This is a genomic window from Methanococcoides sp. LMO-2 (genome assembly GCF_038432375.1).
GTDB classification, from domain to species: domain Archaea; phylum Halobacteriota; class Methanosarcinia; order Methanosarcinales; family Methanosarcinaceae; genus Methanococcoides; species Methanococcoides cohabitans.
Window position 1 is genome coordinate 135,269 of the sequence record NZ_JBCAUS010000006.1, and the last position, 23,435, is coordinate 158,703.

A 23,435-nucleotide genomic window follows, 5' to 3' on the forward strand; every position below is an offset into this window, starting at 1 on the left:
CACGAGAAGAAATGCGACTAATTTTAAAGAATTATATACACACTGACCTGTCTTCGACAGGTTTATATAGAGTATTTGCAACAATGGAGAATCAAATCAGGAACTAAAGCAATAACTAAAAGCTTATTAAGTTCGGGATCAACATAACTTATCTAAATCATATAATGCATTAGGGGCGATCAATAATGGGAAACAGACCTCTGGATATATTGAACGATGCTTTGAACACATCCGTCATTGTCAGGTTAAAGGGCACAAGAGAATTTAGGGGTATCCTTCAGGGATATGACGTACACATGAACCTTGTACTTGACGAAGCAGAAGAACTGAGTGAAGGCGAGGTCGTACGTAAGATCGGTGGCGTTGTTATCAGAGGAGATAACGTAGTCTATGTGTCTCCGTAACCTATAAGAAGAATAGGTGCATCAGGGATAAACCCACCAATATAATTACAGCTAACATCAGTTGAAATATACTGGAACATATTACATTAAACATTTACAAAAGGTGATTAAGAGATGTCAAAAGGTACTCCATCAATGGGTAAGAGGCAAAAACGCACACACGCAAAATGCAGACGCTGTGGAAGCGTTTCACTCAACATCCATACAAAACAGTGCACATCATGCGGTTTCGGAAAGACATCACGCATGAGAAGCTACCAGTGGCAGAGAAAGTGCAAATACTAAAAACAAACTAATTCTCAAAACGGAGTATAAATGAAAGAAGAATGCGGCGTTGTCGGCGTGTTGATGCATGATGCAGATGCAAAGGCTAAACCCGCTTCACTTCAAATATACTACTCCCTCTACGCTCTACAGCACAGGGGGCAGGAATCTACCGGAATAACGGTCAAATGTGGAGAGACCATCAAGTCCATCAAAGGCATGGGCCTTGTTCCGGAAGTATATTCCAAAGACGATCTTCTGAAGCTCAAAGGTAACATTGGCGTCGGACATGTCCGGTATTCCACTACCGGGGATTCTAAGATTGAGAATTGTCAGCCACTAATGGTCAAGTACAAGAGTGGTAACGTTGCCATTGCACACAACGGAAATCTTGTGAACGGCCATGACCTTCGGGACGAACTGGAATCCGAAGGACGTATTTTCATAACTAATTCTGATACCGAGGTCATAGCACACCTTCTTGTCAAGGAACTGCTAAAACATGACCCCATCGAATCCATCAAAGCCGTGATGTCAAGGCTTAAGGGATCCTATTCACTTGCCCTTATGATCGATGACCGGCTTTTTGCTGCCAGGGATCCCCTTGGATTCAAACCATTATGCATAGGTGAGATCAGCGGCGGATATGTGGTCGCATCCGAGAGTGTGGCAATTGACACCCTCAACGGTGAGCTTGTAAGGGATGTAAAACCCGGAGAGGTCATCGAGATCACAGACAGTGGATTTGAAAGTTACCAGATGTTCAACGAAAAGAACGCTGCACACTGTGTTTTTGAATATATCTATTTTGCAAGACCTGATTCCATTATTGATGGTCAGCTTGTTTACAAGGTCCGTGAGAGGATCGGCAGGGAGCTTGCAAAAGAGCATCCTGTGGAAGCTGATATTGTATCCCCTGTACCAGACTCCGGAATCACATCCGCGATCGGATATACCGAAGAGTCCGGTATCAATTACCAGGAAGGTCTGATGAAGAACCGTTATATCGGTCGTACATTCATTATTCCGGGCCAGGCAATGAGAGAAACAGCTGTACGTCTCAAGATGAACACCATTTCTGAGAACCTAAAGGACAAAAAGGTCATTCTTATCGACGACAGCATCGTACGCGGAACAACTTCCAAGCGTATCATTGAGATGGTACGCAAAGCAGGTGCTAAAGAAGTACATGCAAGGATCGGAAGTCCTGCAATTATTGCACCATGCTACCTGGGAATCGATATGGCCACAAGGGAAGAACTTATCGCTGCCAAAAAACCGATTGACAAGGTAAGGGAAGCGATAACAGCAGATTCACTTGGATACCTTAGCATAGACGGTCTTGTCAAAGCAATTGGTATTGACAGGAGTGAACTCTGTCTTGGATGTCTCAATGAGCTTTATCCTGTAGAGATCCCCGGCGAAAAATGTCACCGCAAACAGCTCAGCCTCGATGAGTTCGGGGAAGAGGATCAATCCTGATCCGCTCTTTTTTCCATATACATATTTACAGCAGATCCTATCCTGATCCACATATATCCCATAACAATACCAAGCACAGCTCCTGCCATCACATCAGAGGGATAATGAACTCCAGCAAATACACGGCTGACAGCCATCAGCAGAGCACCTGCCCATAAAAGAGGACTGTACTTCCCTGCCTTTGAGTTCAGGAACATGGCCGTTGCAAATGCCAGTGCAGAATGGGTGCTCGGAAAAGAATATCCCGTTGCTTCCAACACAAAGCGAAATCCTCCAGGTCTTGGAACCATCAGGACCGATTTCAAAAAAGTAGACGTCAGCCATACAGATATTCCCATCATACCAAAATATATAGCAGTTCTCCTCGAGCCAGAGAGGAAAAGATAAGCTCCTATCAATATCCACAAAGGACCCTCACCTATCACAGAAAGGAACACCATAAGAGGATCCAGTGCCGGAAAAGAGTTCAGGATCTGAACGATCTGAAGCTCCAGGGATGAGAACGACATAAATAATTGTAGGAACTGTATATGATAAACATTTTTGCAATAGAGGTTCCCAATAATGTCCGAAAGTAAAAAATGGCAGTTCTGGATCGACAGAGGAGGCACGTTCACCGATGTTGTTGCCAGGAGACCGGACGGAAGCATTCTCACGCACAAACTGCTCTCAGAAAACCCTGAGCACTATGAAGATGCGGCCATACAGGGCATACGCCAGCTACTCGGACTTTCAAAGGACGATAGACTGCCCACTGAAGAGATCGAGTGCATCAAGATGGGAACCACCGTGGGCACCAATGCGCTTCTGGAAAGGAAAGGTGAAAGGTCTGGACTTGTTATCACAAAGGGTTTCAGGGATGCACTGCGGATCGGTTACCAGAACAGGCCGGAGATCTTCGCACTGGACATCGAACTTCCCGGAGTACTCTATGAACAGGTCATCGAGGTGGATCAACGGTTCAGCTCAAAAGGAGAAGAACTGGTTCCTGTTGATGAAGAAAAGACCAGAAGAGAACTCGAGTCCATTTATTCCAGCGGCATACGCTCCCTTGCAGTTGTACTCATGCACTCATACCACTACCCTGACCATGAACTGCTCATTGAGAAAATAGCAAAGGACATCGGTTTTGAGCACATCTCACTTTCCCACAAAGTAAGCCCGCTGATAAAGATCGTCGGTCGCGGGGAAACAACAATGGTAGACACCTACCTCTCACCCGTACTGCAGAGATATGTGAACAGGATACTTGCTGCCCTGCATACCGATGAGTGCAATACACGATTGCTGTTCATGCAGTCAAATGGAGGACTTACTGATGCGATGTCGTTCAGGGGAAAGGACAGCATCCTCTCGGGCCCTGCAGGAGGCATCGTGGGCGCTGCCAGGGTCTCGGAAATGGCAGGTTTCCATAAGATCATCGGCTTCGACATGGGAGGAACATCAACCGATGTCGCACATTATGACGGGGAATACGAACGTTCCTTTGAGAACGAGGTCGCAGGGATACACCTCTGCTCCCCGATGATGAACATACACACCGTTGCAGCCGGAGGAGGGTCCATATTACATTTTGACGAAGGACGATACCAAGTAGGACCAGATTCAGCAGGTTCTGATCCCGGACCCTCATGCTACAGGAAAGGAGGTCCGCTTACGGTCACGGACTGCAATGTGATGCTCTCAAAGGTCATTCCGGAGTTCTTCCCTGCCGTATTCGGAAAAATCGGAACACTTCCACTGGATGCAGAGGTTGTACGCTCCCGTTTTGCCGTACTTGCAGGTCGAATATCTGAAGATACCGGAGAGGATACAACTCCTGAGCAGGTCGCTGAAGGCTTCCTGACAGTTGCTGTGGAGAACATGGCGAATGCAATCAAAAGGATCTCAACCCAGAGAGGATACGACCTGAAGGATTACACATTGTGCTGTTTCGGAGGTGCCGGTGCACAGCATGCATGCCTTGTTGCAGATTCCCTGGGAATGTCGCGGGTTTTCATTCACCCCTATGCCGGAGTATTATCAGCCTATGGAATGGGACTTGCAGACCAGAGAATGATCCTTGAAAGGTCTGTGGAGGAAGAACTTAATGACAATACCATCCGAGATATCCGGAAGTTGTTCGAAGAACTGGGACTTGAAGGCATCCCTGCCATGAAAGAGCAGGGAATTGCAGAAGAGGAAGTTGTGCTCGAACGTAAGCTCCATGTGAGATACGGCGGTACTGACACCTCCCTTGAGATCGATTTCGGGAATGTTGAAAACATAAGGGAAAGTTTCAGGGAAGATCACAGGAAGCAGTTCGGCTTTGTGATAGAAGACAGGAAGCTTGTAGTATCCAATATAACACTGGAATTTATAGGACTGAATGAGATCCCGGAAGAGATCATAAATAATGCAGTTGCAGCAGGTGAATGCTCCCGCGAGACCACCGTTGAGATGTACACGTGCGGGGAATTCCACCAGACTCCTGTTTTCATCAGGAAATGCCTGAAACCCGGACATGTGGTGAGAGGACCTGCGCTTATCATTGAGGACACCACGACCATTGTTGTGGAACCAGAGTGGAAGGCTGAGATCACGCCCCTGGACCACATTGTACTTACACGCACAGAACCCCAGGCAGAACGTATTGCCATAGGAACCGATGCTGACCCGGTGATGCTGGAAGTTTTCAACAACCGATTCATGTCCGTTGCCGAGCAGATGGGATACCGCCTTCAGAACACCGCCCATTCGGTCAACATCAAGGAACGCCTGGACTTCTCCTGTGCCATCTTCGACAATGAAGGCAACCTAATAGCCAACGCCCCCCACATCCCGGTCCATCTGGGTTCCATGGAGGAAGCTGTCAAGGCAACCATCCAGTCAGCGAACGGCAACATGAGACCAGGGGATGCCTGGATGCTAAACTCACCGTATGCAGGAGGCACACACCTTCCTGACATCACAGTCATATCACCTGTTTTCTGCGGAACAGGAGAAGTGCAGTTCTACGTGGCATCCCGTGGTCATCATGCGGACATCGGAGGAGTGACACCCGGCTCCATGCCCCCCGGAAGCACGACGATATATGAGGAAGGGATCCTGATCGAGAATTTCAAACTGATGGATGAAGGAGAGTTCCGGGAAACAGAGGTTCTAGAGCTGCTGGGATCCGGCAAGCATCCCTCACGCAACCCCCTGCAGAACATAGCTGACCTCAAGGCACAGGCCGCCGCCAATGAGAAAGGAATACAGCAGCTTGAGAAGATGGTGGACAAATACTCACTGGAAACCGTCAGCTCATACATGCAACATGTGCAGGACAACGCCGAGGAAGCGGTCAGAAGGGTCATCGAAGTGCTGCATGACGGAAGATTCACATACACCCTTGATGACGGCAGCCATATCTCTGTGAACATTGCAATCGACCATGAAAAACGCTCAGCAAGGATCGACCTTACCGGCACCTCACCACAGCAGGAAAGCAATTTCAACGCACCTTCCTCCATCTGCAGGGCTGCTGTGCTCTATGTTTTCCGCACCCTGGTAAAGGAGAACATCCCGCTCAACGCAGGTTGCATGAAACCACTTGAGATCATCATACCGCAAGGGTGCCTTTTGAATCCCACATTCCCTGCTGCAGTGGTGGCAGGAAATGTCGAAACATCACAATATATCGTTGATTCGCTCTATGCTGCTTTAGGAATAATGGCAGCATCCCAGGGGACAATGAACAATTTCACATTCGGAAATCACGAATATCAATACTATGAGACCATCTGCGGAGGTTCCGGTGCGGGGAATGGCTTTAACGGGACCGATTCTGTGCAGACCCACATGACCAATTCACGGATAACCGACCCCGAGGTGCTTGAACTGCGTTTTCCGGTACTTCTCGAGGAGTTCTCGATCCGAAAGGGAAGCGGAGGCAGGGGTCGATATAGTGGTGGCGATGGTGTTGTCCGCAAAGTACGGTTCCTTGAAAAGATGAAGGCTGCGATCCTTTCATCACACAGGAAGTACGCTCCCTTCGGAATGAATGGAGCTGAGGGCGGAAAATGTGGCAGGAATGTCGTGATAAGGAAAAGCGGAGAGATCGAGGAGATCGAAGGTACTGCTCAGGTCGATATGAATGAAGGGGATGTCTTTGTGATAGAAACGCCTGGAGGCGGTGGGTTCGGGAAAGCTGAATGAGATCACAAATAAAGAGTAAAGAAGTGTTCAGCGGAAAAGTTCCCTGAAATACCGTTCCCTTGCATTGAGGAAATCCTTTGTGATATTGTAATGGTCTGTGTCCTCATACTCAACTTCGGTTATGCGATCGCCATCAAAGTCGAGTATCCGGAAATTCGGATAGCCCAGGAGTATGGGAGAATGTGTGGCAATTATGAACTGTGCCCTTCCACTTGATTCCATGTCGTGGATTATCTTCAGCAGGGACAACTGCCTCAACGGAGAGAGGGCAGCCTCTGGTTCATCAAGAAGATACAGACCGTTCCTGAAACGGTTATTGAAAAGGGATAGGAATGACTCTCCATGGGACTGCTCATGAAGGGATTTGCCACCATAGGCATCATAGGCCCTGCCGTCAATTTTCTGGAGTTCATCGATGTGGGATGCGAAATCGTAGAATGTTTCCGACCTAAGGAAAAAACCCTCCGTGACCTTTGGCATCCATGAGAATCGGAGATTTTCACCAAAAACAGACCCTGACCTGTGGACGTCATACAGGTTATTGCGACTCCCACCTGCAGTATTGAAACCTGCCTGATGCGCTATGGCTTCCAGCATGGTAGATTTTCCTGAGCCGTTCTCACCCACAAAGAAGGTTACGTTGCCTGTAAGTTCGAGCTCCCGGAAGTTCCTGATAACAGGAATGGTAAAAGGATAGCTGCTGCTATCTGTTTCTGTTGAGTCCCTCAGTGAGATCGTTCTTAAGAACATAATGAATACACCTCAGAAGAACTCCGCCAGCGTTTTCTGTCCCTTGCTTTCCTGAAGGCTACCCACACGCACACCGATACGCCTGAAATTAAGCGTGCTGTTATCCAGCAGCTCGCCCATTATCTGGTAAGATATCTCACGAAGCATTGATTTGTCTGCAACCGGGTGATTCAGTGTGTGGCTTTTAGTTACGGTCTTGAAGTTCGAATGAATGACAGTTACCGTAACAGACCGAAATGATACACTTCGGGACTGCACCTTTGAGAACACATCATCTATGAGCTCGTCAAGCAGGGATAGCACAAGATCGCTCTTGCGGGTATCATGGGTCAGCGAGGCCATCCTGCCTATCTGGTCAGAGCTGGTCTTCTCCTTTACCGGACTGTCATCGATACCCGATGCAGCCATCTTGAGCCACGTACCACGGGTCTTTCCGAAAGCCCCGATGAGTTCCTGCACATCACGCCCTGCAAGCTGGCTCACGGTCTCAATGCCCATCTCTGCCAGCTTATCTTCGGTGACATTGCCTATGCCCCAGAGCTTTGAGACCGGCATCTCGTTCAGGAAATCCCCTACATCCCCTTCCCGGATAAGAGTGATACCATCCGGTTTCTGCCGGGAGGATGCCATCTTGGCAATTATCTTGTTGGGACCGATACCCACCGAGCAGGTAAGGCCCTCCATCTCCTTTACATCCGCTTTGATACGCTCTGCGATCTGCTTTGCCCTGTCAAAGTCACCACCTGCCCCATCGGTGATCTCTATGAAAGCCTCATCGATACTTATCTTCTCGAAAAGCTCGCCATCACCATCGGCGTATGATCTCAGGATCTCCATGATCCGGTTTGAGACCTCGGTATAGAACTCTTTCCTGACCGGTAGGTACACAGCATCCGGCTTGATGGACTTCGCAAGCCTGCAGGGCATGGCCGAATGAATACCTGCATCCCTTGCAATGTAGTTGCAGGTGCTTACCGCCCCTCCTTCCTCACCTCTGTTGGAATACATGCACACTACAACCGCCTTGTCCTTAATTGAAGGATCTTCACGCTCTTCTATGGCGGCATAAAAGTAGTCCATATCGACATGGAGGATTATTCGGGACATTGTAAAGAGTGAATATGGAGGAAGTTGGTTTTAAGTATTTGGCAAGTGGAGTGAAAGTGAGGAGTAAAAGGAAACTCAACCCAATAGATGAGAACTTCCATGAACCTGAAATGCTCATGGAAAGTCTCATGAATTGTCATTATTGGGTCAACAGTGAATTGTGCTGAACAGCATTCAACCGTTACTGAACTATCACACTTGCATTCTTATCGAACGGATTCGTCCTCATGGCAAGTGAGAACAGGAACGGATAGTTGGCTTTCTGATACTGCATGTACACCAGCCATTCGCGTGCAAGTAAACTGTAAACCCTTTTAATGTCACCTGAAAGATGTATCTTATCAGACTCCGGAAGAGCTGAAAGGTCTTCCCTGTAATCCAATTCCTCAGTCATGTGGAATACAGCCCTGAGGAGCTCGGTGAATGGCTCATGCTCGAACATTATAGGGTTCTGTAACAGAGATGCCATGTAAGCTCTTTTGCTGACCAGTGACGAAGAGAATGAGACCAGATCGATCATTCTTGCATCGACCTTGTAATCATAGTTCTTAAGGAAGGCCTCAAGATCAGAGAAGTCGCTTTCCGACCACATGTCCTTTATGACAAATTTCTCCCTTACCCTGTCAAGGTCCGGATCAGCATCAGAGATCACTGTAAGAAGGTTGGTACCAACCTCACTGAAAAAGCTCCCGATTATCATGTTCAGTTTTTCCACCTGGTGTTTTTTCTCAATACGCTCGAGGAAGTGGTGGATGATCAAAGAGGCAAGCAGGACTTCCAGTGGCACAAAGGCAATTCTTCCCACAAGATAGATGGAAATGTGGTGCATATCATGGAATATGAGGTAATGTACCAGGTGGAGGATAGCCGATGCCAGAACAAGCCCAGCTCCAAACATTAAATATTTTGAACGGACATTCATCTTAAATTCTCCCGGAAATATTGCTCATTCGATACTTGACGGACACAACTCTGCAACCACGCACATACCACATTTTGGCTTCTTCGCATCACAGACACGACGTCCGTGAAGGATAAGCGTCATTGAAAGGTCGTCCCATTCATGCTGATCTGCAAGCTTCATGAGGTCCTTTTCGATCTTCTTTGGATCGGTATTCTCAGTAAACCCAAGCTTACCGGAAACCCTTTTCACATGAGTGTCCACTGCAACACCTTCGACCTTCCCAAAGCCCCTCGCAAGAACTATGTTGGCCGTTTTCCTGGCAACGCCTGGAAGTGATGTCAGGTCTTCCATTGTATCCGGGACCTTACCTGCAAACTCAGAGATGATCAACTGGGAAGTCTTTTTGATGTTCTTCGATTTTGCCCGATAGAAACCTGTGGAATAGATTTCCTTCTCCAGATCAGTGATATCGGCATCTGCGAGTGATCCTGCATCCGGATACTTACTGAACAGTTCAGCTGTTACCTTGTTCACCTGTGCATCCGTACACTGCGCGGAAAGGATCGTTGCGATCAAAAGCTCAAACTCATTGGTGTAATCCAGTTCAGGTTGTGGATCGGGATATTCTTTTTTCAATATAGACCATATCTGGCCGAAGTTCTCAGTGTTGTCCATTGTGATCCTCACAGGTATTTTGTTAGCACAATACAAAACGTTTTCCTGAAATTCCTGAAATGAAGGACATCCAAAATAGTATCTGTCCGGATGTTACCATGGGAAGAATAATTGAAATAAATAAAGAGACAATAGGAAAGATGCATGGCCTTTACCGAATTGTTCACTACAGGACCTGACATTCTCAGTATCCTCAAGACCATTGACAGCCTTGTATGGGGACCACCTCTCTTGCTCTTCCTTGTGGGAACAGGAGTATACCTAACACTCAGTCTAGGACTCATACAGGTATTCAGGCTACCACTGGCATTACGTTACGTCATCAGGCCTGACTCTTCTGACAACGACCACGAGGGAGACATCTCCAGTTTCGCGGCCCTTACAACAGCCCTTGCAGCAACCATCGGAACCGGGAACATAGTGGGAGTTGCCACTGCTATCAAGGCCGGAGGTCCGGGTGCCCTTTTCTGGATGGGACTGGCAGCGTTCTTCGGAATGGCAACAAAATATGCCGAATGCATGCTTGCGGTAAAGTACAGGACAGTGGACGAGAACGGACAGATGGCAGGTGGTCCCATGCATTACATCACAAGAGGACTGGCAGATAAGTCCTACAGCAGACCCCTTGCGGTCTTCTTTGCATTTAGTGGAGTTTGTGTCGCTTTCTTTGGCATCGGCATCTTCCCGCAGGTCAATGCCATAGCAGATTCGGCTGCCATCACACTCAATGTGCCTCCGTTCTATACTGCAATCGTTATTACGATCCTTGTTGCAATGGTAACTATAGGCGGTATTAAAAGCATAGCAAAAGTAGCGCAGGTACTGGTCCCTTTCATGGCTGTGGCCTATGTGCTGGGATGTCTTATCATAATATTTTCGAATCTCGAACTGCTGCCTTCAACCGTTTCACTGATCATACGCTCCGCATTCACACCCACGGCTGCAGCAGGAGGATTCCTAGGATCCACGATGATACTGGCTGTCCAGATGGGAATAGCAAGAGGGGTGTTCTCAAATGAGTCAGGACTTGGAAGTGCACCAATTGCAGCCGCTGCCGCAAGGATCAGGGAACCTGCAAAACAGGGACTCATCTCCATGACAGGGACCTTTTTCGACACCATCATCGTCTGTACCATGACAGGCATCGTCCTTGTGATGACGGGGGCCTGGACAAGTGATTTCGAAGGCGCTTACATGACATCATATGCATTTTCTACAGGACTTGAAAGCTTCGGCTCCCTGATCGTCGGCACAGGCCTAATGTTCTTTGCATTCACCACAATACTCGGCTGGAACTACTACGGTGAAAGATGTGTGCAATTCCTTGTGGGTGTCCGGGGCATCATGCCTTACAGGATCATTTACATCGCACTTGTGGGAGGGGGAGTTTACCTCACGCTGGACACCATATGGATCCTTGCGGATATCGTCAACGGGCTGATGGTTATCCCAAACCTCATAGCCATACTGGCCTTACGCAGGATCATCGTACAGGAGACACGGAAATACTTCGACGGTCTTGAGGAAGAAAGCGATAGCTACTGAAAAATAGCTAAAAAAAGAAAGTAAAAAAAAGGAATGAGTTTCGGGTTTACTGTAACCCGAACTTCTCAATATTCTCATCAGCAAGCGCCTGGATCTTCTTGATCATCTCGTCTCCGCCTTCCTTTGTGAAAAGGTGCTTGAAACGGCGCTGCATCTTGAGGTAATCTTCTACTGGTTTAGGGTTCTTGACCTTCTTGACCTTGGTGATCTCACCATCTTCCATCTCATAGAGTGGCCAGAGGCATGTCTCGACTGCCATCTTTGCGACCTCTACGGTCTTGGAAGTATCAAATCCCCATCCGGTTGTACATGGTGCGTGTGCGTGCACATAGGTTGGACCTTCGACATCCACTGCTGCCTTGACCTTCCTGATCATGTCCTTTGGATATCCGATGGAAGTTGTTGCAACGTATGGTGAACCATGTGCTGCAATGATAGCTGGCATGTTCTTCTTTGGACGGATGTTACCGAAGGATACCGTACCAGCAGGACTGGTTGTGGTTGATGCAGCAAATGGTGTTGCACCACTTCTCTGAACACCGGTGTTCATGTATGCTTCGTTGTCGATACAGACGAATGTGAAATCGTGTCCACGCTCGAATGCACCGGATACGGAGCGCATACCGATATCGAGTGTTGCACCGTCACCGCCCATTGCGATGATCTTGGTCTTGCCCATCTCGCCCTTTGCCTTAAGAGCAGCTTCGATTCCTGATGCAACTGCTGCGTTGTTCTCGAAGAGTGAGTGGATCCATGGGATCTCCCATGAGGATTCCGGGTATGGGGTGGTCATAACTTCAAGACATCCGGTAGGACTTACGACAATGCAGTCCTCACCTGCTGCCATGAGAGTGAACTTTGCAGCCATTGCGTCACAGCAACCTGCGCATCCCCTGTGTCCTGGTGCTAACAGTGATTTCATAACAACTCCTCCTTCAGGTCAGTGAACTGGCTTTCGACAGTGATACCTGAATCCATTACTTTCTTTGCCTCATCGACGATATTCTCGATGGTCTCTACAGGAATATCACGACCTCCCTGACCGATCATAAAGCCGATCACAGGAACATCGATCTTGGTGTTGTACAGACTTCCCTTGGTCTCGGTGAAGAGTGCACCTTCGTTAAGACCGATAGAGATGTTCTTGTCAAGTGCAACAACGACCTTTGCATCCTTGATTACATTGTGAATAGCTTCAACCGGGAACGGACGGAAGGACCTGACCTTAAGCAGACCGACCTTGACGCCGTTTGCCCTGAGCTTGTCGATGACATCCTTGATGGTACCTACAATTGAACCCATTGCCATGAGGATGATATCTGCATCATCTGTCTCATATGTGTCAATAAGACCACCGTAGTACCTGCCAAAGAGGTCATAGAACTCATCAGCAGCATCCTCGATCTTCTTCAATGCCTTGTCCATTGCCTGCTGCTGCAGGTACCTGAACTCAGTGTAGGAGTTTGGATCTGCGAATGCACCGAAGGTCTTTGGGTTCTTCGGGTCGAGCTTCAGTTCAGGCTCGAATGGTGGCAGGTATTCTGCTACAAGATCATCGTCAAGAAGGACGACAGGTTCGTAAACGTGGGACAGGATGAAACCGTCCATACAGGTCATTACCGGAAGCAGGATATCCGGATCCTCAGCGATCTTGAATGCCTGTGCGGTCATATCGGAAATTTCCTGTGTGTCCTCAGCATAGAGCTGTATCCAGCCGGTGTCTCTCTGGGAGATGGAATCCTGCTGGTCGTTCCAGATGTTAATAGGTGCACTGACTGCCCTGTTCGCAATGGTCATTACAACAGGTAATCTCATACCTGAAACGTTGAAAAGGACCTCGTGCATTAGTTCAAGACCCTGTGAGGTTGTTGCAGAATAGCTCCTTGCGCCTGCTGCGGATGAACCGACCAGTGCGGAAAGTGCGGAGAACTCAGACTCGACCATTACATATTCACAGTTTGGGATTTCCCCGTCAGCAATGAACTGGGAAAGCTCTTCTACAATATGGGTCTGTGGTGTGATAGGATATGCGGAGATAACATTTGGCCTGCATGCCTTTACAGCGCTTGCGACCGCGTACGATCCCTCAACAACGACCATATCTTTCTTCTCATTTTCATAATCGCGACGCATTTATTTCTCCTCCAGAACCATTTCAATAGCGTCCTTTGGACATTCGTTTGCACAAATACCGCATCCTTTGCAGAAGTCATAGTTGAACTCGAAGAAACCATCGTCCCTTGGATCGATCGATGCGTCCGGACATAAGAGTTCACAGAGCTTGCATTTGATGCATTTGTCATAATCATAGACAGGTTTGAATGTTCTCCATCCTCCGGTCTTGTTAACAAGAGTGGAACCTGGAGCACAGACTCCTCCTGGTGGGATTGCCATAAGTTTAAGCCTCCTTCATCATGTCGTAGGCTTTCTGGATAGCCTCTGCGTTCTTCTCACCTACTTTGCCGGGGAAACGCTCCTTAACAGCTTCCTTGATGGACTCCGGATCGATAAGACCGGAAGCACCTGCGAAAGCACCTAAGAGAACAGTGTTCACAATAGGTCTTCCGATAACATCAAGAGCGATCTTTGTAGCGTTGACGGTCATGATCTTGGCGTTGGTGTCAAGATCGAAGTGCTCAGGATCAAAGTCACTGTTGATAAGGATAATACCATCATCCTTTGCACCGCTTTCGACACTGACTACTTCAAGAAGTGTCGGGTCCTGGACAATAACATAGTCCGGCTCATAGATCTGGGCTCTAAGTCTGATCGGTTCATCGCTGATCCTGGTAAATGCCTGAACAGGTGCACCACGACGTTCCACACCAAAAGCAGGGAATGCCTGACTGAACTTGCCATCAGCAAAAGCTCCAACAGCCAGCAGCTCAGCAGCAGTAACAGACCCCTGTCCGCCTCTACCGTGTATTCGTATTTCTTTCATGCGTATTCTCCGTAAGACAGTAAATTTATGATAGTTCAATAAACAACAGCTACCAAACTCGTTCCTGGACAAGGTCCAACAGGGAAACGAAGTTGACGCCACAAGGAATTTTCCTCTGGGATGTAGCTGATCTATACATGCAATGACAGCTAAAAATATATATAGCAGTCTAAATGCAATGTTTAATTGTGTACAATCCTAATTACTATTTAGTCTTTCGGTAAATCGATAAAAAAATACAACCTGAAAAATGACAGATTGTTCAAGAAAACAGCATCATCCGACGTCAAGGATATTTGATGCACATATGCGCAAAAGTTATGCCTGAACATCCCCGCACATATTCCGGATACATTCTATAAGAGAAGTGTGAGAATCCGCGTTACCTATTTCCAGACGAATATTTCTGCTACCCTTCAATCCACGGGTAAACCACTGAGAATGCGCTTTCATGTTCACATGTGATACCAGGTCGAACTTCTCCAGCAGCCTGATGTACTCAAGAAGATCATCCCTGCGCTGCTCACAACAGGTTCCGATAAGCTCACCATCCTCAAGGTATCGCGATATGCGATAAAATACATGAGGATCGCCCATGGCTGCCCTCCCGATCATGAGACCATCGCAACCGGTATATTCCAGAATACGCTCTGCGGACTCACCATCCCTTACATCACCATTGGCAATAACCGGGATCGAGAGCTCCTCTTTGATACGTTTTGCATAACTATGGTCTGCAAACCCCTGGTAACCTTGCTCCCTTGTACGCCCATGGACAGTGATCGCACAGACACCGGCTTCCTCGACCCGATTGGCAATATCAAGGGTATCATCCATGCTTTCAAGGATACGTATCTTTGCAGTCACCGGAGTGTCCACATTCTCACAGAGGCTAGCGAAGATGCTGCTCACCACATCGGGAGAGCGAAGCAGTGCAGAACCACACCCTGCATTCGTAATAGCAGGAGAGGGACATCCAAGGTTGATATCAATGACCTCCGGATCGAACATTTCCTCAATTATAAGTGCTGCCTCAGTGATGGTCTCCGGGCAGTGGCCGAACAGCTGAACACCAAAGGGACGCTCTTCCTCACATGTCATACCCCGAAGGAAGGATTTTTCGTTCCCGTGTACAACAGCATCCGAACTGATCATCTCAGTAAAGGAAAGGGATGCACCATACTTTTTGCACATCAACCTGAAGGCAAGATTCGTCACATCAGCCATGGGTGCAAGCAAAAGGTTACCAGTAAGATCAACGCCGCCCAGTCTCATATTAAGCTCATCTCACTCAAAGACATACTGATATATAAAATCAAAACCTTGATAATCCCGTTCACCGTACCTATAATATACACTAATGCGTGTAATGGAAAATACAATTCCAATTTATCATTACTCAAATCACAACAGGATCACGAAATATGAAGATCATAGCTTTTGTAGGAATGCCGGCAGCAGGGAAATCCGTGGCATCAGATGTTGTAAAGGAACAGAAGATAAATGTTGTCAACATGGGAGATGTCATACGTGACGAGGTAAAGGCCAGAGGACTTGACCCCACAGATGCGAACACCGGTGGCGTGGCCAACGACCTGAGGGACAGGGAAGGCATGGATGCCGTTGCAAAACGCTGTGTACCGAAGATAGAGGCATTGGGCAAAGACCTCGTTGTCGTTGACGGGGTTCGCGGAATAGCTGAGGTCATCTTTTTCAAGGACCACTTCGGAGAGGACTTCACGCTGGTATTCATTGATGCGCCTCTGGAAATGCGCTTTGAAAGGGTCTCAAGCCGTGGAAGAAGCGATGATATGACCGACATAGAGGCATTGAAAATAAGGGATGAACGGGAACTCGGATGGGGTCTTGCAGAAGCTATCAAGGTTGCAAATATCACCGTTGAGAACACCAGCACCATCGATGAGTTCAAGGAAGATATCAAAACAATTCTGGAGAATGCATGATCGAAGTAAAAGTAACTACCATCATCAATCCTACAGAAGATGAGAAAAAGGTTGAAGACGCGATCCTGAAGATGTTCCCTTTGATCGAACTGGAAACGGTCACTACCGACGAAGGAAAGTTTATCGAGGGAACCGGGGACATTGAAAGTCTCAGGGACATTCACGACCTTATCAGGAAAGAAGAGATCATAGATACTGCCCGCACCAGACTGGTAGCCGGAAGTTACAAGCATCCCACCAGGACACATTTCCTCATTAACAAGCAGGTCGCAACAAAAGGAAGGCTGAACTTTGCCCCTGCTATTGAAGAGCCCCTTGGTTCCATAAACGTTGACATAGAAGCAGATAATGCAGAGGATATGGAGATACTGATCGAGTGGCTTACACCACCTACCGAAGATGGGGTTGCCCTGTTTGAGGCTGATATGCCGGAACTTTGAAACTTTGAAACATAGGAAATAGAGAACATGGACGTCAGCAAGATAAGTTTCTCATCAAATGCAGTCCTTGAGGAGCCTTTCTCCTGGGCCTACAAACTTGAAGACATTGGCTTCACAGGATGGGAGATGGTGCAGGAAGGTACCCAGTGCCTCACTGAAGAAAGCATTCCAAAAGTAAGGGAAGTGCTTGAGACCACCAACCTTGTACTCACCATGCATCTGCCCTTTTCAGACATGAACATGGCTGGCCTTAATCCCGGGATACACGAGGAAGTGCTCAGGCAGATGAAGAACTATATTTCACTGGCATCCGGACTTGTAGAGGTCGCGGTGGTACATCCCGGATATCTTTCACCATACGGTAAGAAGGTACCTGAACGTGCATGGGATACGAATGTCCGCTCCGTTCAGGAACTCTGTGATACTGCTGATGAGCACGGGATCTCCATTGCTGTGGAAAATATGCCCGATTTCCCGATGATTTTCGGAAGGGAGCCTGATGAGATACTCAGGATACTGGATGAAGTAAACCGTGACAACGTCGGAATGACACTGGATGTTGGACATGCGAACACAACAGGCCATCTTGAAGAATTCCTTGAAAAGTGCAGTGACAGGATCATCCACGTACACCTGCATGACAACATGGGCAAAAGGGATGAGCATCTTCCTGCAGGCAGAGGCTCTGTCAACTGGGAAGCTGTGAAAAAAGGATTATCCAGTTACAAAGGAAGACTTGTTACCGAGATGAGCAATCTGAAAGAAGGGAAGGAGAGTCTGGAATTCCTTAAAAAGCTCTGAGCCAAAACCTTTCATAATTATATTTTTTAATATGTAGACCCATCAGGGCCTTTCCTGATCCAGCCTTCCATGCCTTCGGTCGATATCATCCATCATGTCAAGCATCTTGCGGATGGCAGTTCTTATGGCATCGGACTGGCTGACGAACTTCCTGTCATTTCCTACATGTGCGTTAAGGTCGTCAAGAAGTTCCTGTGGAATATCAACACTTACTTTTGGCATTGTTCTCACCTTAAAGATGGAAATTAGTATGTAATATCATACAATGGCATGTAATATCAATACGATACGTAAAACGGGACAAACATTATAAAATTATCCAAATGGTCGATTCGATTTGAAAAATTTCAGAAAAAGACATGATTTGATAGCGGGCCGGAAGGGATTTGAACCCTCGGCCGATGGATTAAGAGTCCATCGCTCTGCCTGACTAAGCTACCGGCCCAAAGCATATGTGAGTAGTTGCTCCCATACGTATTTTCATGATATATAGATTTCGGAAGAAGATAAGCTTCAAAACTCTGAAATCTGCACAATCCCGGTTCATTTGTGCCTTTTCCACAGATAAACAAGTATCAACAGTATAATAAGTGGGATGGCAAAAATCTGCAACAGAGCAAACAGATACATCACTATGAAACCGATAGATGAAATAACATCCATCATACGGGACACACTCCTTGGCGGAGGAGTCATCCTATCTTCACCGGTGTTGCCTTCAGCATCGGTCTTGATCAGGAAGGCATCTTCCCCGTAAGAGTATGTTCTACCGGTGAGAACGTATCCCCCATCAGAGGCCTGCTTAACGGAAAAACCCCGGTCTTCACCAACATCCCCAAACGATCGATCCCATTCTTTATTTCCTTGCGCATCGGTCTTAATTAGATAAGCATCGATCTTGTCCTAGCCTGCATAATAACTGCCGGTTAGGATGTAGCCACCATCGAACGTTCCCTGAACATCATTGCAACTCCCTGAGCCAAAATCATCAAATGTACGAGTCCATTCTTCATTACCGGCATGATCGATCTTGATGATCTCTACATCGTAACTGTCGACAGCTATAACATAGCCACCATCCGGAGCCTGGCAGATGGAACGTCCTCCAAAACTTGTTGTGTTCCACTCTTCATTACCTTCAGGATCTGTTTTAATAAGCCAGTTGTCTCCGGTTAAAATATAACCGCCATCCGAGGTCTGAAGAACAGATCGCCCACTTGCAAATTTTGAGCCACCGAATATTTTCTCCCATTCTTCATTGCCATCAGCATCGGTCTTGAGAAGATAGATATTTTGCCCATAAGAAGTGGTACCGGTGACAATGTATCCACCATCCGAGGTCTGCTTGACATCATAGCCGACCTGTTTGCCGGAACCTCCGAAGGTCTTATCCCATTCTTTTGTTCCTTGAGCATCGGTCTTGATAAGCCAGACATCAAGCGAATCATCCACATAAGATCCGACCATTACGTAGCCACCATCAGACGTTTGCTGAACGGATCTGGCCGCATTCGGAAAGGTATCATAATCCGCATCGAAGACCCTGAACCACTGGAGAGTGCCATTAGAATAGGTCTTGATCAGGCAGGCACCTTCCACAACCTGGTCTTCGTAATCGGATTCATTCACAAAGGATTCAGGCCAGCTTTTGTAGTAGCCTGTAATTACATAGCCTCCGTCAGAGGTCTGCTGAACAGAATAGCCACCTGCCCAAACATTAGAATTTTCGAAAAATATCTGCACCCATCCCTCATCATCGGATTGCTCCATTTCCCCACTTGCGATACCCGCTGAAAATACGAGGAAGAGGACACATGTGAAAATGCACGCTTTCATTACCGGGATGAGATCTGTTCGTACCATAAATATACCACATTAAAACTAAATTTTGTAACTAATATTATTTTGTTATATGATTGATAACATCCGATAAAAAGTCATTGTGTACTGTGGAATGTAGCGTATATTTAGATCGTTACTGATATTACAGAAAAAACGAAGATCCCGAAGTCAAAAATAGATAGAATACAAACTGTTAGCTAAACACTTGAAGTTATGAAAAAAATCAGTAATAATAAAAAGCGGGCCGGAAGGGATTTGAACCCTCGGCCGATGGATTAAGAGTCCATCGCTCTGCCTGACTAAGCTACCGGCCCAACGCATATGTGAGTAGTTGCTCCCATACGTATTAGGCCTATATATACGTATCGCAAGAGAGGTTCAAAAAACTCTCAGATATGCTTTACAACGCATTTTGAAAGCCCTGTGATCTCCACTACATCACTGTTATCAGGACTCTGGATGATCATCTGACCTTTCTTAAGGTATGGAATACGTTTTTCATATTCCTTTTTGACCTTCATAGCACTTATTGCGGCATCATTTGAAAGGTTCAGAATCACACGACTGTTGACCTGCTTGAACACGGTCTCATCGATGTCCTGGGGGTCCTGCGTGATCAGGAACAGTCCAAGGCCTTCCTTACGCCCCTGACGGGCTGCATCCGCGAACTTGGAAATGATACGCTTGGAGTGCTCGCCGGAACCTTTCGCAAGGTACCTGTGTGCTTCATCCAGCACAAGGATGATCGGTGTTTCCTTTACCAGTGCAGCGCCTGAAGTGCTCAGTTTGTTGTCCACCACAATGGTCATGAGTGTAAGTGTTATGAGATCACGTATCCTGCTGTTCGAGATGTACTCGGTGGGGAACACACAAACCTGTCCCGCTTTGAAGATATCCGCAAGCATCTCGGTTATTGGTGTTGCCGGCTGATCAAAGACACGCCTGAAGGCCTGGTTCTTCACCTTCCTTACGATACCGTCATAGGATGATTCATGCACCTTCCCGTTGTCAACATAGGTTCCCCTCACGCCTGCATCATCGATGTGTTCGATAAAGCCGTTGTACGTATGCGTGCCGGGTCTTCTGAAGTAATCCTCAAGCAGGAGTTCCAGGGCAATTCCCTGCAATTCAGTCAGCCCTGCTGCAGCGATAAGCCAGGAATTGTTCCTGACCATCTCGAAGGGGATCGTAAATTCTGCCTGCTCGGCACGGGACCTTCCATTGTAATTGTGACCATCCACCTTTGCCACAAAGGTCTTAGTGGAAGGAACACCACCAAACATGACACTCTCGGAGTTCATATTATGCTCATCGGAAGAAACAAGTTCAGGGTTGTCTTCGAGAAGTTGTGAGTATTCATCCTGAGGATCCATTATCACAAGGCAAGGCATCCTGTTCTTTTTCACACCCTCTCCATTATCACGCACCTGATACATGTTTTCCTCGCTCATGAACTGGCGCAGGATGTTCTTTGTAAGGAAGGTCTTACCCGTACCGGTACTTCCACATACAAGCATATGCCGGAATATCAGCGGATCGCCCATAGAGTAATCGTTCCTCAGGTAGTATGGAACCGTTGGGGGTGATGCATGGGTATGTACAAGTTCACCTCCCACGCTCAGATGCCCGAGGAAGATACCTTCGCGGGGAATGTTCAGACCGGTCTGGATCTTCAGTTTCTCTGTGACCGGCAATATCGGAGTGTTCGGCCGGGGGATGCGGTCTGCCATACGACGCATCAGTGAATCGGCATTTCCCGGCTCCTGCTCATACAGGATGCAAATGGGATCCAGGTATGCAAGGTACTTGTAGTCAAGCTCTGCTGTGGTATTGCTCCTGAGCATCCTGCGTGAGTGGATCTCAGTGGCGTCATCCACCTCGAACTGCTGCTGGTACTGGAGCTTCCAGATGCGTGCAAAGAGATGCTCATCCTCATACGGAACTATAACATATGTACCCAGACGCACCTGCGACCTATGTTCCGTGGTAATGTAGCCTGCGATCTTTGAACCTGACTCCGTGACCTCCAGCGGCTCAAAACCTGTTGTAATGATACCAAAGGCATTGTTCACATCACCTTTCAACATATCAGCCGTAAACCCGGTATCATACTCTTCGAAAACAGTTCCATCCAGAGACTTACCATTTTCCGTTGACAGCTGTTTCTCTTCATCAAGAGAACTTCCTGATGCATATGCCAATATATCTGTATCATTGATCATCTGTTGATTCACCCCATCTCACATCATTATAAATTGTATCGATCTTCTGATCCTTGAACATACCTTTGATCAGCTTTTTTTCCACGATCCTTATCTTCGCAAGCGAGTCCGCCTTTGAAAGGGTCATGGGAATGCCATTAACGGCAATATCATGCAGGACCTTCCTCGTCATCAGGTCCCTCATCTGCTCATCTTTGGTGATCCCGTAAGGCGCCTCTACCTTGAAAAGAACGTCAAGAGACGGAACGAACACCATGAAGAATGTAATAGCATAGTCCTCTTTCGGGAACCTGTGCTCCAGCTCCATTTCAGGAGCCAGCATAAGGGAAGTGCTGTCCATCATGTTCTCGTAGAACTGGTTTGGCTGCAGGAACCAGTTGGTATATGTGATCCACCGGCTGCTTTTTCCTTCAGGAACTCCCTTTCCCCGACCTTCCTCTGCACCGGAGGAGAGCACGTTCTTGAAGAACTGGGAATCCCTCAGCCAGGGCAGGTCTGACATGCCATGCTTCTTTCGAAGAGTTATCATGATCTGCATGTCCTCCGGGTTCTTCACAAAACCGATGAGAGGTCTTCTGTTACCAATGTGATGGTCCATGATGTCAACATAGTTCTGCAGGATCTGCTTTGCGTTCTCATCGTCCCTGATCTGCACATCTTCGGATTCCACAACCATCCAGTACATCAGCTGTTTTGGATAGATGGGACCATCCATTATGAAAAAACTGTCTTCATCAAACCTGTCCATGAGCCAGAGGATGTGCTCCGATTCCGAAAGGTACAGTGCAATGTTATGCACCATCCGGTCAACCCTTTTCTTAAGCAGTCCGGGCCTGATCCTCACAATGGATGCACGGCCTTCATTTCCGTCGAACCTCTCCCATCCGCCTGTAGTATCGATGACCATTGCAGTGGATGGGGAGTACGATGACATAACCATGGTCCACTTTGAATGCATTTCGATGTCTGTGGGCGTTGAAGCAATACTGCAATGGCAGAGGTCTATGTAGAGACCGCTGTTGAAGGATATCGGATTGGTACTACCACTGTCACAGGAATATGTCTTCTCAAAAGGGTCTTTTGCAAGTGACATTCGGTCAATGTCAACCTTCCCGCGGAAAAGTTTCCCCAGGGCCTTGAGAACTACCTTCCCGTCGTATTCCAGCTCACTGAGGAGTTCAAAGATCTCAGGTGCCTTCTCCGGATCCTCGTCCTCTGACATGCTGTCGATACGGGCTACCATACTGGAAATGGCCTTTATGTGAACCGGCTCAAGGGTCATAGGGAACAGATGTACAGGAACATAGATATATTTGTTTATTTAATTACCAACTGCTTAATTTGTGAGATGAAAGGGGCTATTTTCGAACATTATAATGTTCCTGAGTTCCGTAAACTTTAACTATAAACATTACATCTAAAGGGAACCTATAACATTGTATTTACCAGGTCACAAAGTTCGAGAACTTGTGCCAATTACAAATATAATATATCAGAGGCGACTACGGGCCTTAAAACCGTATAAATAAAATTAACAAAATCACAGAGAGGACTGATAATGGGCAAAACAGGAAGCATTGAATGGGTAAAGGTAAAGGGAAGAAAAGGAAGGACAATCAAAGTGGAGAAGGCTTTTGGAGCAAAGGCACACCCAGGTCCTGCACAGAGATACGCATCCAACGGATCCAAGAGGCGTTTCTTTAAGAGATCACCAAAAGCCATTGTCAGCTGAGCTGACAAGCGGCGTTCTTTTCTCAGGACTGTAATGACAAATGTTACAGCCCTTCACAAAAAAGGTCTCTTGAATTATTTCTTGAATTAATAATAGGGGCCAACTATCTTTTTTTAGATTTTTTTCAGAGCCCTATGAAATTCGATCATAGACGATCATACCTGCATTTAACAGGATTTATTG

At 47.2% G+C, this 23,435-nt stretch carries 24 protein-coding genes and 2 tRNA genes; 10 read left to right on the top strand and 16 right to left on the bottom strand.

Features of this window, described 5'->3' with window-relative positions; all coding sequences use genetic code 11:
- Positions 1-185: 185 nt before the first annotated feature.
- From WOA13_RS08275 to purF, 3 genes are all read left to right on the top strand, one after another.
- Positions 186-404 (top strand): LSm family protein, encoded by a 219-nt coding sequence (locus tag WOA13_RS08275; RefSeq protein WP_048204619.1) that lies wholly within the window; start codon positions 186-188, stop codon positions 402-404.
- A gap of 114 nt (positions 405-518) precedes the next feature.
- On the top strand, positions 519-689 hold the full coding sequence (locus WOA13_RS08280; RefSeq protein ID WP_081955726.1) for a 50S ribosomal protein L37e: 171 nt from the start codon (positions 519-521) through the stop codon (positions 687-689).
- A 30-nt stretch (positions 690-719) separates the two neighbouring features.
- Positions 720-2,150 (top strand): amidophosphoribosyltransferase, encoded by a 1,431-nt coding sequence (gene purF, locus WOA13_RS08285; RefSeq protein ID WP_342127441.1) that lies wholly within the window; start codon positions 720-722, stop codon positions 2,148-2,150.
- On the opposite strand, the gene WOA13_RS08290 is transcribed toward purF, so the two are convergent.
- Complete coding sequence (locus tag WOA13_RS08290; protein ID WP_342127442.1) at positions 2,141-2,659, bottom strand: phosphatase PAP2 family protein; 519 nt, start codon at positions 2,657-2,659, stop codon at positions 2,141-2,143. The genes purF and WOA13_RS08290 overlap by 10 nt on opposite strands.
- 55 nt (positions 2,660-2,714) lie before the next feature.
- Between WOA13_RS08290 and WOA13_RS08295 the strand changes: the two genes are divergently transcribed.
- Positions 2,715-6,329, top strand: a complete 3,615-nt coding sequence (locus WOA13_RS08295) for a hydantoinase B/oxoprolinase family protein (protein WP_342127443.1) — start codon at positions 2,715-2,717, stop codon at positions 6,327-6,329.
- Between the two features lie 27 nt (positions 6,330-6,356).
- Here WOA13_RS08295 and WOA13_RS08300 read toward each other — a convergent pair whose 3' ends face one another.
- From WOA13_RS08300 to nth, 4 genes are all read right to left on the bottom strand, one after another.
- Positions 6,357-7,079, bottom strand: a complete 723-nt coding sequence (locus tag WOA13_RS08300; protein ID WP_342127444.1) for an AAA family ATPase — start codon at positions 7,077-7,079, stop codon at positions 6,357-6,359.
- A gap of 12 nt (positions 7,080-7,091) precedes the next feature.
- Positions 7,092-8,186, bottom strand: coding sequence for a DNA polymerase IV (gene dinB, locus WOA13_RS08305; protein WP_342127445.1), 1,095 nt, complete (start codon positions 8,184-8,186; stop codon positions 7,092-7,094).
- Positions 8,187-8,367: 181 nt separating this feature from the next.
- Positions 8,368-9,084 carry a hypothetical protein gene (locus tag WOA13_RS08310; protein ID WP_342127446.1) on the bottom strand — a complete coding sequence of 239 codons (717 nt, stop codon included), beginning with the start codon at positions 9,082-9,084 and terminating at the stop codon, positions 8,368-8,370.
- A 48-nt stretch (positions 9,085-9,132) separates the two neighbouring features.
- A complete protein-coding gene (nth, locus tag WOA13_RS08315; protein WP_342127447.1) occupies positions 9,133-9,765 on the bottom strand; it encodes an endonuclease III in 633 nt (210 codons plus the stop codon).
- 144 nt (positions 9,766-9,909) lie between these two features.
- On the opposite strand from nth, the gene WOA13_RS08320 reads away from it, so the two are divergent.
- Positions 9,910-11,310: an alanine/glycine:cation symporter family protein gene (locus tag WOA13_RS08320; protein ID WP_342127448.1), complete on the top strand. Its 1,401-nt coding sequence runs from the start codon at positions 9,910-9,912 to the stop codon at positions 11,308-11,310.
- A 46-nt stretch (positions 11,311-11,356) separates the two neighbouring features.
- Here WOA13_RS08320 and porB read toward each other — a convergent pair whose 3' ends face one another.
- The 5 genes from porB to WOA13_RS08345 all read right to left on the bottom strand — a co-directional run bounded on the left by porB (position 11,357) and on the right by WOA13_RS08345 (position 15,526).
- Positions 11,357-12,232 (bottom strand): pyruvate synthase subunit PorB, encoded by an 876-nt coding sequence (gene porB / locus WOA13_RS08325; RefSeq protein WP_342127449.1) that lies wholly within the window; start codon positions 12,230-12,232, stop codon positions 11,357-11,359.
- On the bottom strand, positions 12,229-13,443 hold the full coding sequence (gene porA, locus WOA13_RS08330; protein ID WP_342127450.1) for a pyruvate synthase subunit PorA: 1,215 nt from the start codon (positions 13,441-13,443) through the stop codon (positions 12,229-12,231). The genes porB and porA overlap by 4 nt, the downstream gene beginning before the upstream one ends.
- The gene (gene porD / locus WOA13_RS08335; RefSeq protein WP_342127451.1) at positions 13,444-13,704 is read right to left on the bottom strand and encodes a pyruvate synthase subunit PorD; all 261 of its coding nucleotides are present in this window, start codon (positions 13,702-13,704) and stop codon (positions 13,444-13,446) included.
- 4 nt (positions 13,705-13,708) lie between these two features.
- Positions 13,709-14,251: a pyruvate ferredoxin oxidoreductase subunit gamma gene (locus WOA13_RS08340; RefSeq protein WP_342127452.1), complete on the bottom strand. Its 543-nt coding sequence runs from the start codon at positions 14,249-14,251 to the stop codon at positions 13,709-13,711.
- A gap of 318 nt (positions 14,252-14,569) precedes the next feature.
- The gene (locus WOA13_RS08345) at positions 14,570-15,526 is read right to left on the bottom strand and encodes a tRNA dihydrouridine synthase (protein ID WP_342127453.1); all 957 of its coding nucleotides are present in this window, start codon (positions 15,524-15,526) and stop codon (positions 14,570-14,572) included.
- Positions 15,527-15,675: 149 nt separating this feature from the next.
- On the opposite strand from WOA13_RS08345, the gene WOA13_RS08350 reads away from it, so the two are divergent.
- From WOA13_RS08350 to WOA13_RS08360, 3 genes are read left to right on the top strand one after another with little or no spacing between them, the layout of a single operon-like run.
- Positions 15,676-16,215 carry a dephospho-CoA kinase gene (locus WOA13_RS08350; protein ID WP_342127454.1) on the top strand — a complete coding sequence of 180 codons (540 nt, stop codon included), beginning with the start codon at positions 15,676-15,678 and terminating at the stop codon, positions 16,213-16,215.
- Positions 16,212-16,655, top strand: coding sequence for an RNA-binding domain-containing protein (locus WOA13_RS08355; RefSeq protein WP_342127455.1), 444 nt, complete (start codon positions 16,212-16,214; stop codon positions 16,653-16,655). The genes WOA13_RS08350 and WOA13_RS08355 overlap by 4 nt, the downstream gene beginning before the upstream one ends.
- A gap of 27 nt (positions 16,656-16,682) precedes the next feature.
- Positions 16,683-17,456, top strand: coding sequence for a sugar phosphate isomerase/epimerase family protein (locus tag WOA13_RS08360; RefSeq protein WP_342127456.1), 774 nt, complete (start codon positions 16,683-16,685; stop codon positions 17,454-17,456).
- 42 nt (positions 17,457-17,498) lie between these two features.
- On the opposite strand, the gene WOA13_RS08365 is transcribed toward WOA13_RS08360, so the two are convergent.
- Positions 17,499-17,678, bottom strand: a complete 180-nt coding sequence (locus tag WOA13_RS08365; protein WP_048204603.1) for a ribbon-helix-helix domain-containing protein — start codon at positions 17,676-17,678, stop codon at positions 17,499-17,501.
- 149 nt (positions 17,679-17,827) lie between these two features.
- A tRNA-Lys gene (locus WOA13_RS08370) sits at positions 17,828-17,901 on the bottom strand.
- Between the two features lie 189 nt (positions 17,902-18,090).
- On the opposite strand from WOA13_RS08370, the gene WOA13_RS08375 reads away from it, so the two are divergent.
- Positions 18,091-18,213, top strand: coding sequence for a hypothetical protein (locus WOA13_RS08375; protein WP_342127457.1), 123 nt, complete (start codon positions 18,091-18,093; stop codon positions 18,211-18,213).
- Positions 18,214-18,359: 146 nt separating this feature from the next.
- Here WOA13_RS08375 and WOA13_RS08380 read toward each other — a convergent pair whose 3' ends face one another.
- The 4 genes from WOA13_RS08380 to WOA13_RS08395 form a co-directional block, all read right to left on the bottom strand.
- Positions 18,360-19,319: a WD40 repeat domain-containing protein gene (locus tag WOA13_RS08380; protein ID WP_342127458.1), complete on the bottom strand. Its 960-nt coding sequence runs from the start codon at positions 19,317-19,319 to the stop codon at positions 18,360-18,362.
- Positions 19,320-19,538: 219 nt separating this feature from the next.
- Positions 19,539-19,612, bottom strand: a tRNA-Lys gene (locus WOA13_RS08385).
- Between the two features lie 75 nt (positions 19,613-19,687).
- Positions 19,688-21,520: an ATP-binding protein gene (locus tag WOA13_RS08390; RefSeq protein WP_342127459.1), complete on the bottom strand. Its 1,833-nt coding sequence runs from the start codon at positions 21,518-21,520 to the stop codon at positions 19,688-19,690.
- Positions 21,510-22,802 (bottom strand): DNA double-strand break repair nuclease NurA, encoded by a 1,293-nt coding sequence (locus tag WOA13_RS08395; RefSeq protein WP_342127460.1) that lies wholly within the window; start codon positions 22,800-22,802, stop codon positions 21,510-21,512. Before WOA13_RS08395 ends, WOA13_RS08390 begins: the two co-directional genes overlap by 11 nt.
- Positions 22,803-23,078: 276 nt before the next feature.
- Between WOA13_RS08395 and WOA13_RS08400 the strand changes: the two genes are divergently transcribed.
- Complete coding sequence (locus tag WOA13_RS08400; protein WP_197072215.1) at positions 23,079-23,252, top strand: DUF5350 domain-containing protein; 174 nt, start codon at positions 23,079-23,081, stop codon at positions 23,250-23,252.
- Positions 23,253-23,435 lie beyond the last annotated feature (183 nt).

Excerpts from the sequence above, each read along its gene's own strand:
- porB (WP_342127449.1), bottom strand. The coding sequence starts at position 12,232 with ATGAAATCACTGTTAGCACCAGGACACAGGGGATGCGCAGGTTGCTGT.
- WOA13_RS08320 (WP_342127448.1), top strand. The coding sequence starts at position 9,910 with ATGGCCTTTACCGAATTGTTCACTACAGGACCTGACATTCTCAGTATC.
- WOA13_RS08290 (WP_342127442.1), bottom strand. The coding sequence starts at position 2,659 with ATGTCGTTCTCATCCCTGGAGCTTCAGATCGTTCAGATCCTGAACTCT.
- WOA13_RS08300 (WP_342127444.1), bottom strand. The coding sequence starts at position 7,079 with ATGTTCTTAAGAACGATCTCACTGAGGGACTCAACAGAAACAGATAGC.
- WOA13_RS08310 (WP_342127446.1), bottom strand. The coding sequence starts at position 9,084 with ATGTTTGGAGCTGGGCTTGTTCTGGCATCGGCTATCCTCCACCTGGTA.
- porD (WP_342127451.1), bottom strand. The coding sequence starts at position 13,704 with ATGGCAATCCCACCAGGAGGAGTCTGTGCTCCAGGTTCCACTCTTGTT.
- nth (WP_342127447.1), bottom strand. The coding sequence starts at position 9,765 with ATGGACAACACTGAGAACTTCGGCCAGATATGGTCTATATTGAAAAAA.
- WOA13_RS08345 (WP_342127453.1), bottom strand. The coding sequence starts at position 15,526 with ATGAGACTGGGCGGCGTTGATCTTACTGGTAACCTTTTGCTTGCACCC.
- WOA13_RS08390 (WP_342127459.1), bottom strand. The coding sequence starts at position 21,520 with ATGATCAATGATACAGATATATTGGCATATGCATCAGGAAGTTCTCTT.
- WOA13_RS08350 (WP_342127454.1), top strand. The coding sequence starts at position 15,676 with ATGAAGATCATAGCTTTTGTAGGAATGCCGGCAGCAGGGAAATCCGTG.
- WOA13_RS08355 (WP_342127455.1), top strand. The coding sequence starts at position 16,212 with ATGATCGAAGTAAAAGTAACTACCATCATCAATCCTACAGAAGATGAG.
- WOA13_RS08400 (WP_197072215.1), top strand. The coding sequence starts at position 23,079 with ATGGGCAAAACAGGAAGCATTGAATGGGTAAAGGTAAAGGGAAGAAAA.
- WOA13_RS08380 (WP_342127458.1), bottom strand. The coding sequence starts at position 19,319 with ATGGTACGAACAGATCTCATCCCGGTAATGAAAGCGTGCATTTTCACA.
- WOA13_RS08365 (WP_048204603.1), bottom strand. The coding sequence starts at position 17,678 with ATGCCAAAAGTAAGTGTTGATATTCCACAGGAACTTCTTGACGACCTT.
- WOA13_RS08275 (WP_048204619.1), top strand. The coding sequence starts at position 186 with ATGGGAAACAGACCTCTGGATATATTGAACGATGCTTTGAACACATCC.
- purF (WP_342127441.1), top strand. The coding sequence starts at position 720 with ATGAAAGAAGAATGCGGCGTTGTCGGCGTGTTGATGCATGATGCAGAT.
- WOA13_RS08280 (WP_081955726.1), top strand. The coding sequence starts at position 519 with ATGTCAAAAGGTACTCCATCAATGGGTAAGAGGCAAAAACGCACACAC.
- dinB (WP_342127445.1), bottom strand. The coding sequence starts at position 8,186 with ATGTCCCGAATAATCCTCCATGTCGATATGGACTACTTTTATGCCGCC.
- WOA13_RS08360 (WP_342127456.1), top strand. The coding sequence starts at position 16,683 with ATGGACGTCAGCAAGATAAGTTTCTCATCAAATGCAGTCCTTGAGGAG.
- porA (WP_342127450.1), bottom strand. The coding sequence starts at position 13,443 with ATGCGTCGCGATTATGAAAATGAGAAGAAAGATATGGTCGTTGTTGAG.
- WOA13_RS08395 (WP_342127460.1), bottom strand. The coding sequence starts at position 22,802 with ATGACCCTTGAGCCGGTTCACATAAAGGCCATTTCCAGTATGGTAGCC.
- WOA13_RS08295 (WP_342127443.1), top strand. The coding sequence starts at position 2,715 with ATGTCCGAAAGTAAAAAATGGCAGTTCTGGATCGACAGAGGAGGCACG.
- WOA13_RS08340 (WP_342127452.1), bottom strand. The coding sequence starts at position 14,251 with ATGAAAGAAATACGAATACACGGTAGAGGCGGACAGGGGTCTGTTACT.
- WOA13_RS08375 (WP_342127457.1), top strand. The coding sequence starts at position 18,091 with ATGAAACCGATAGATGAAATAACATCCATCATACGGGACACACTCCTT.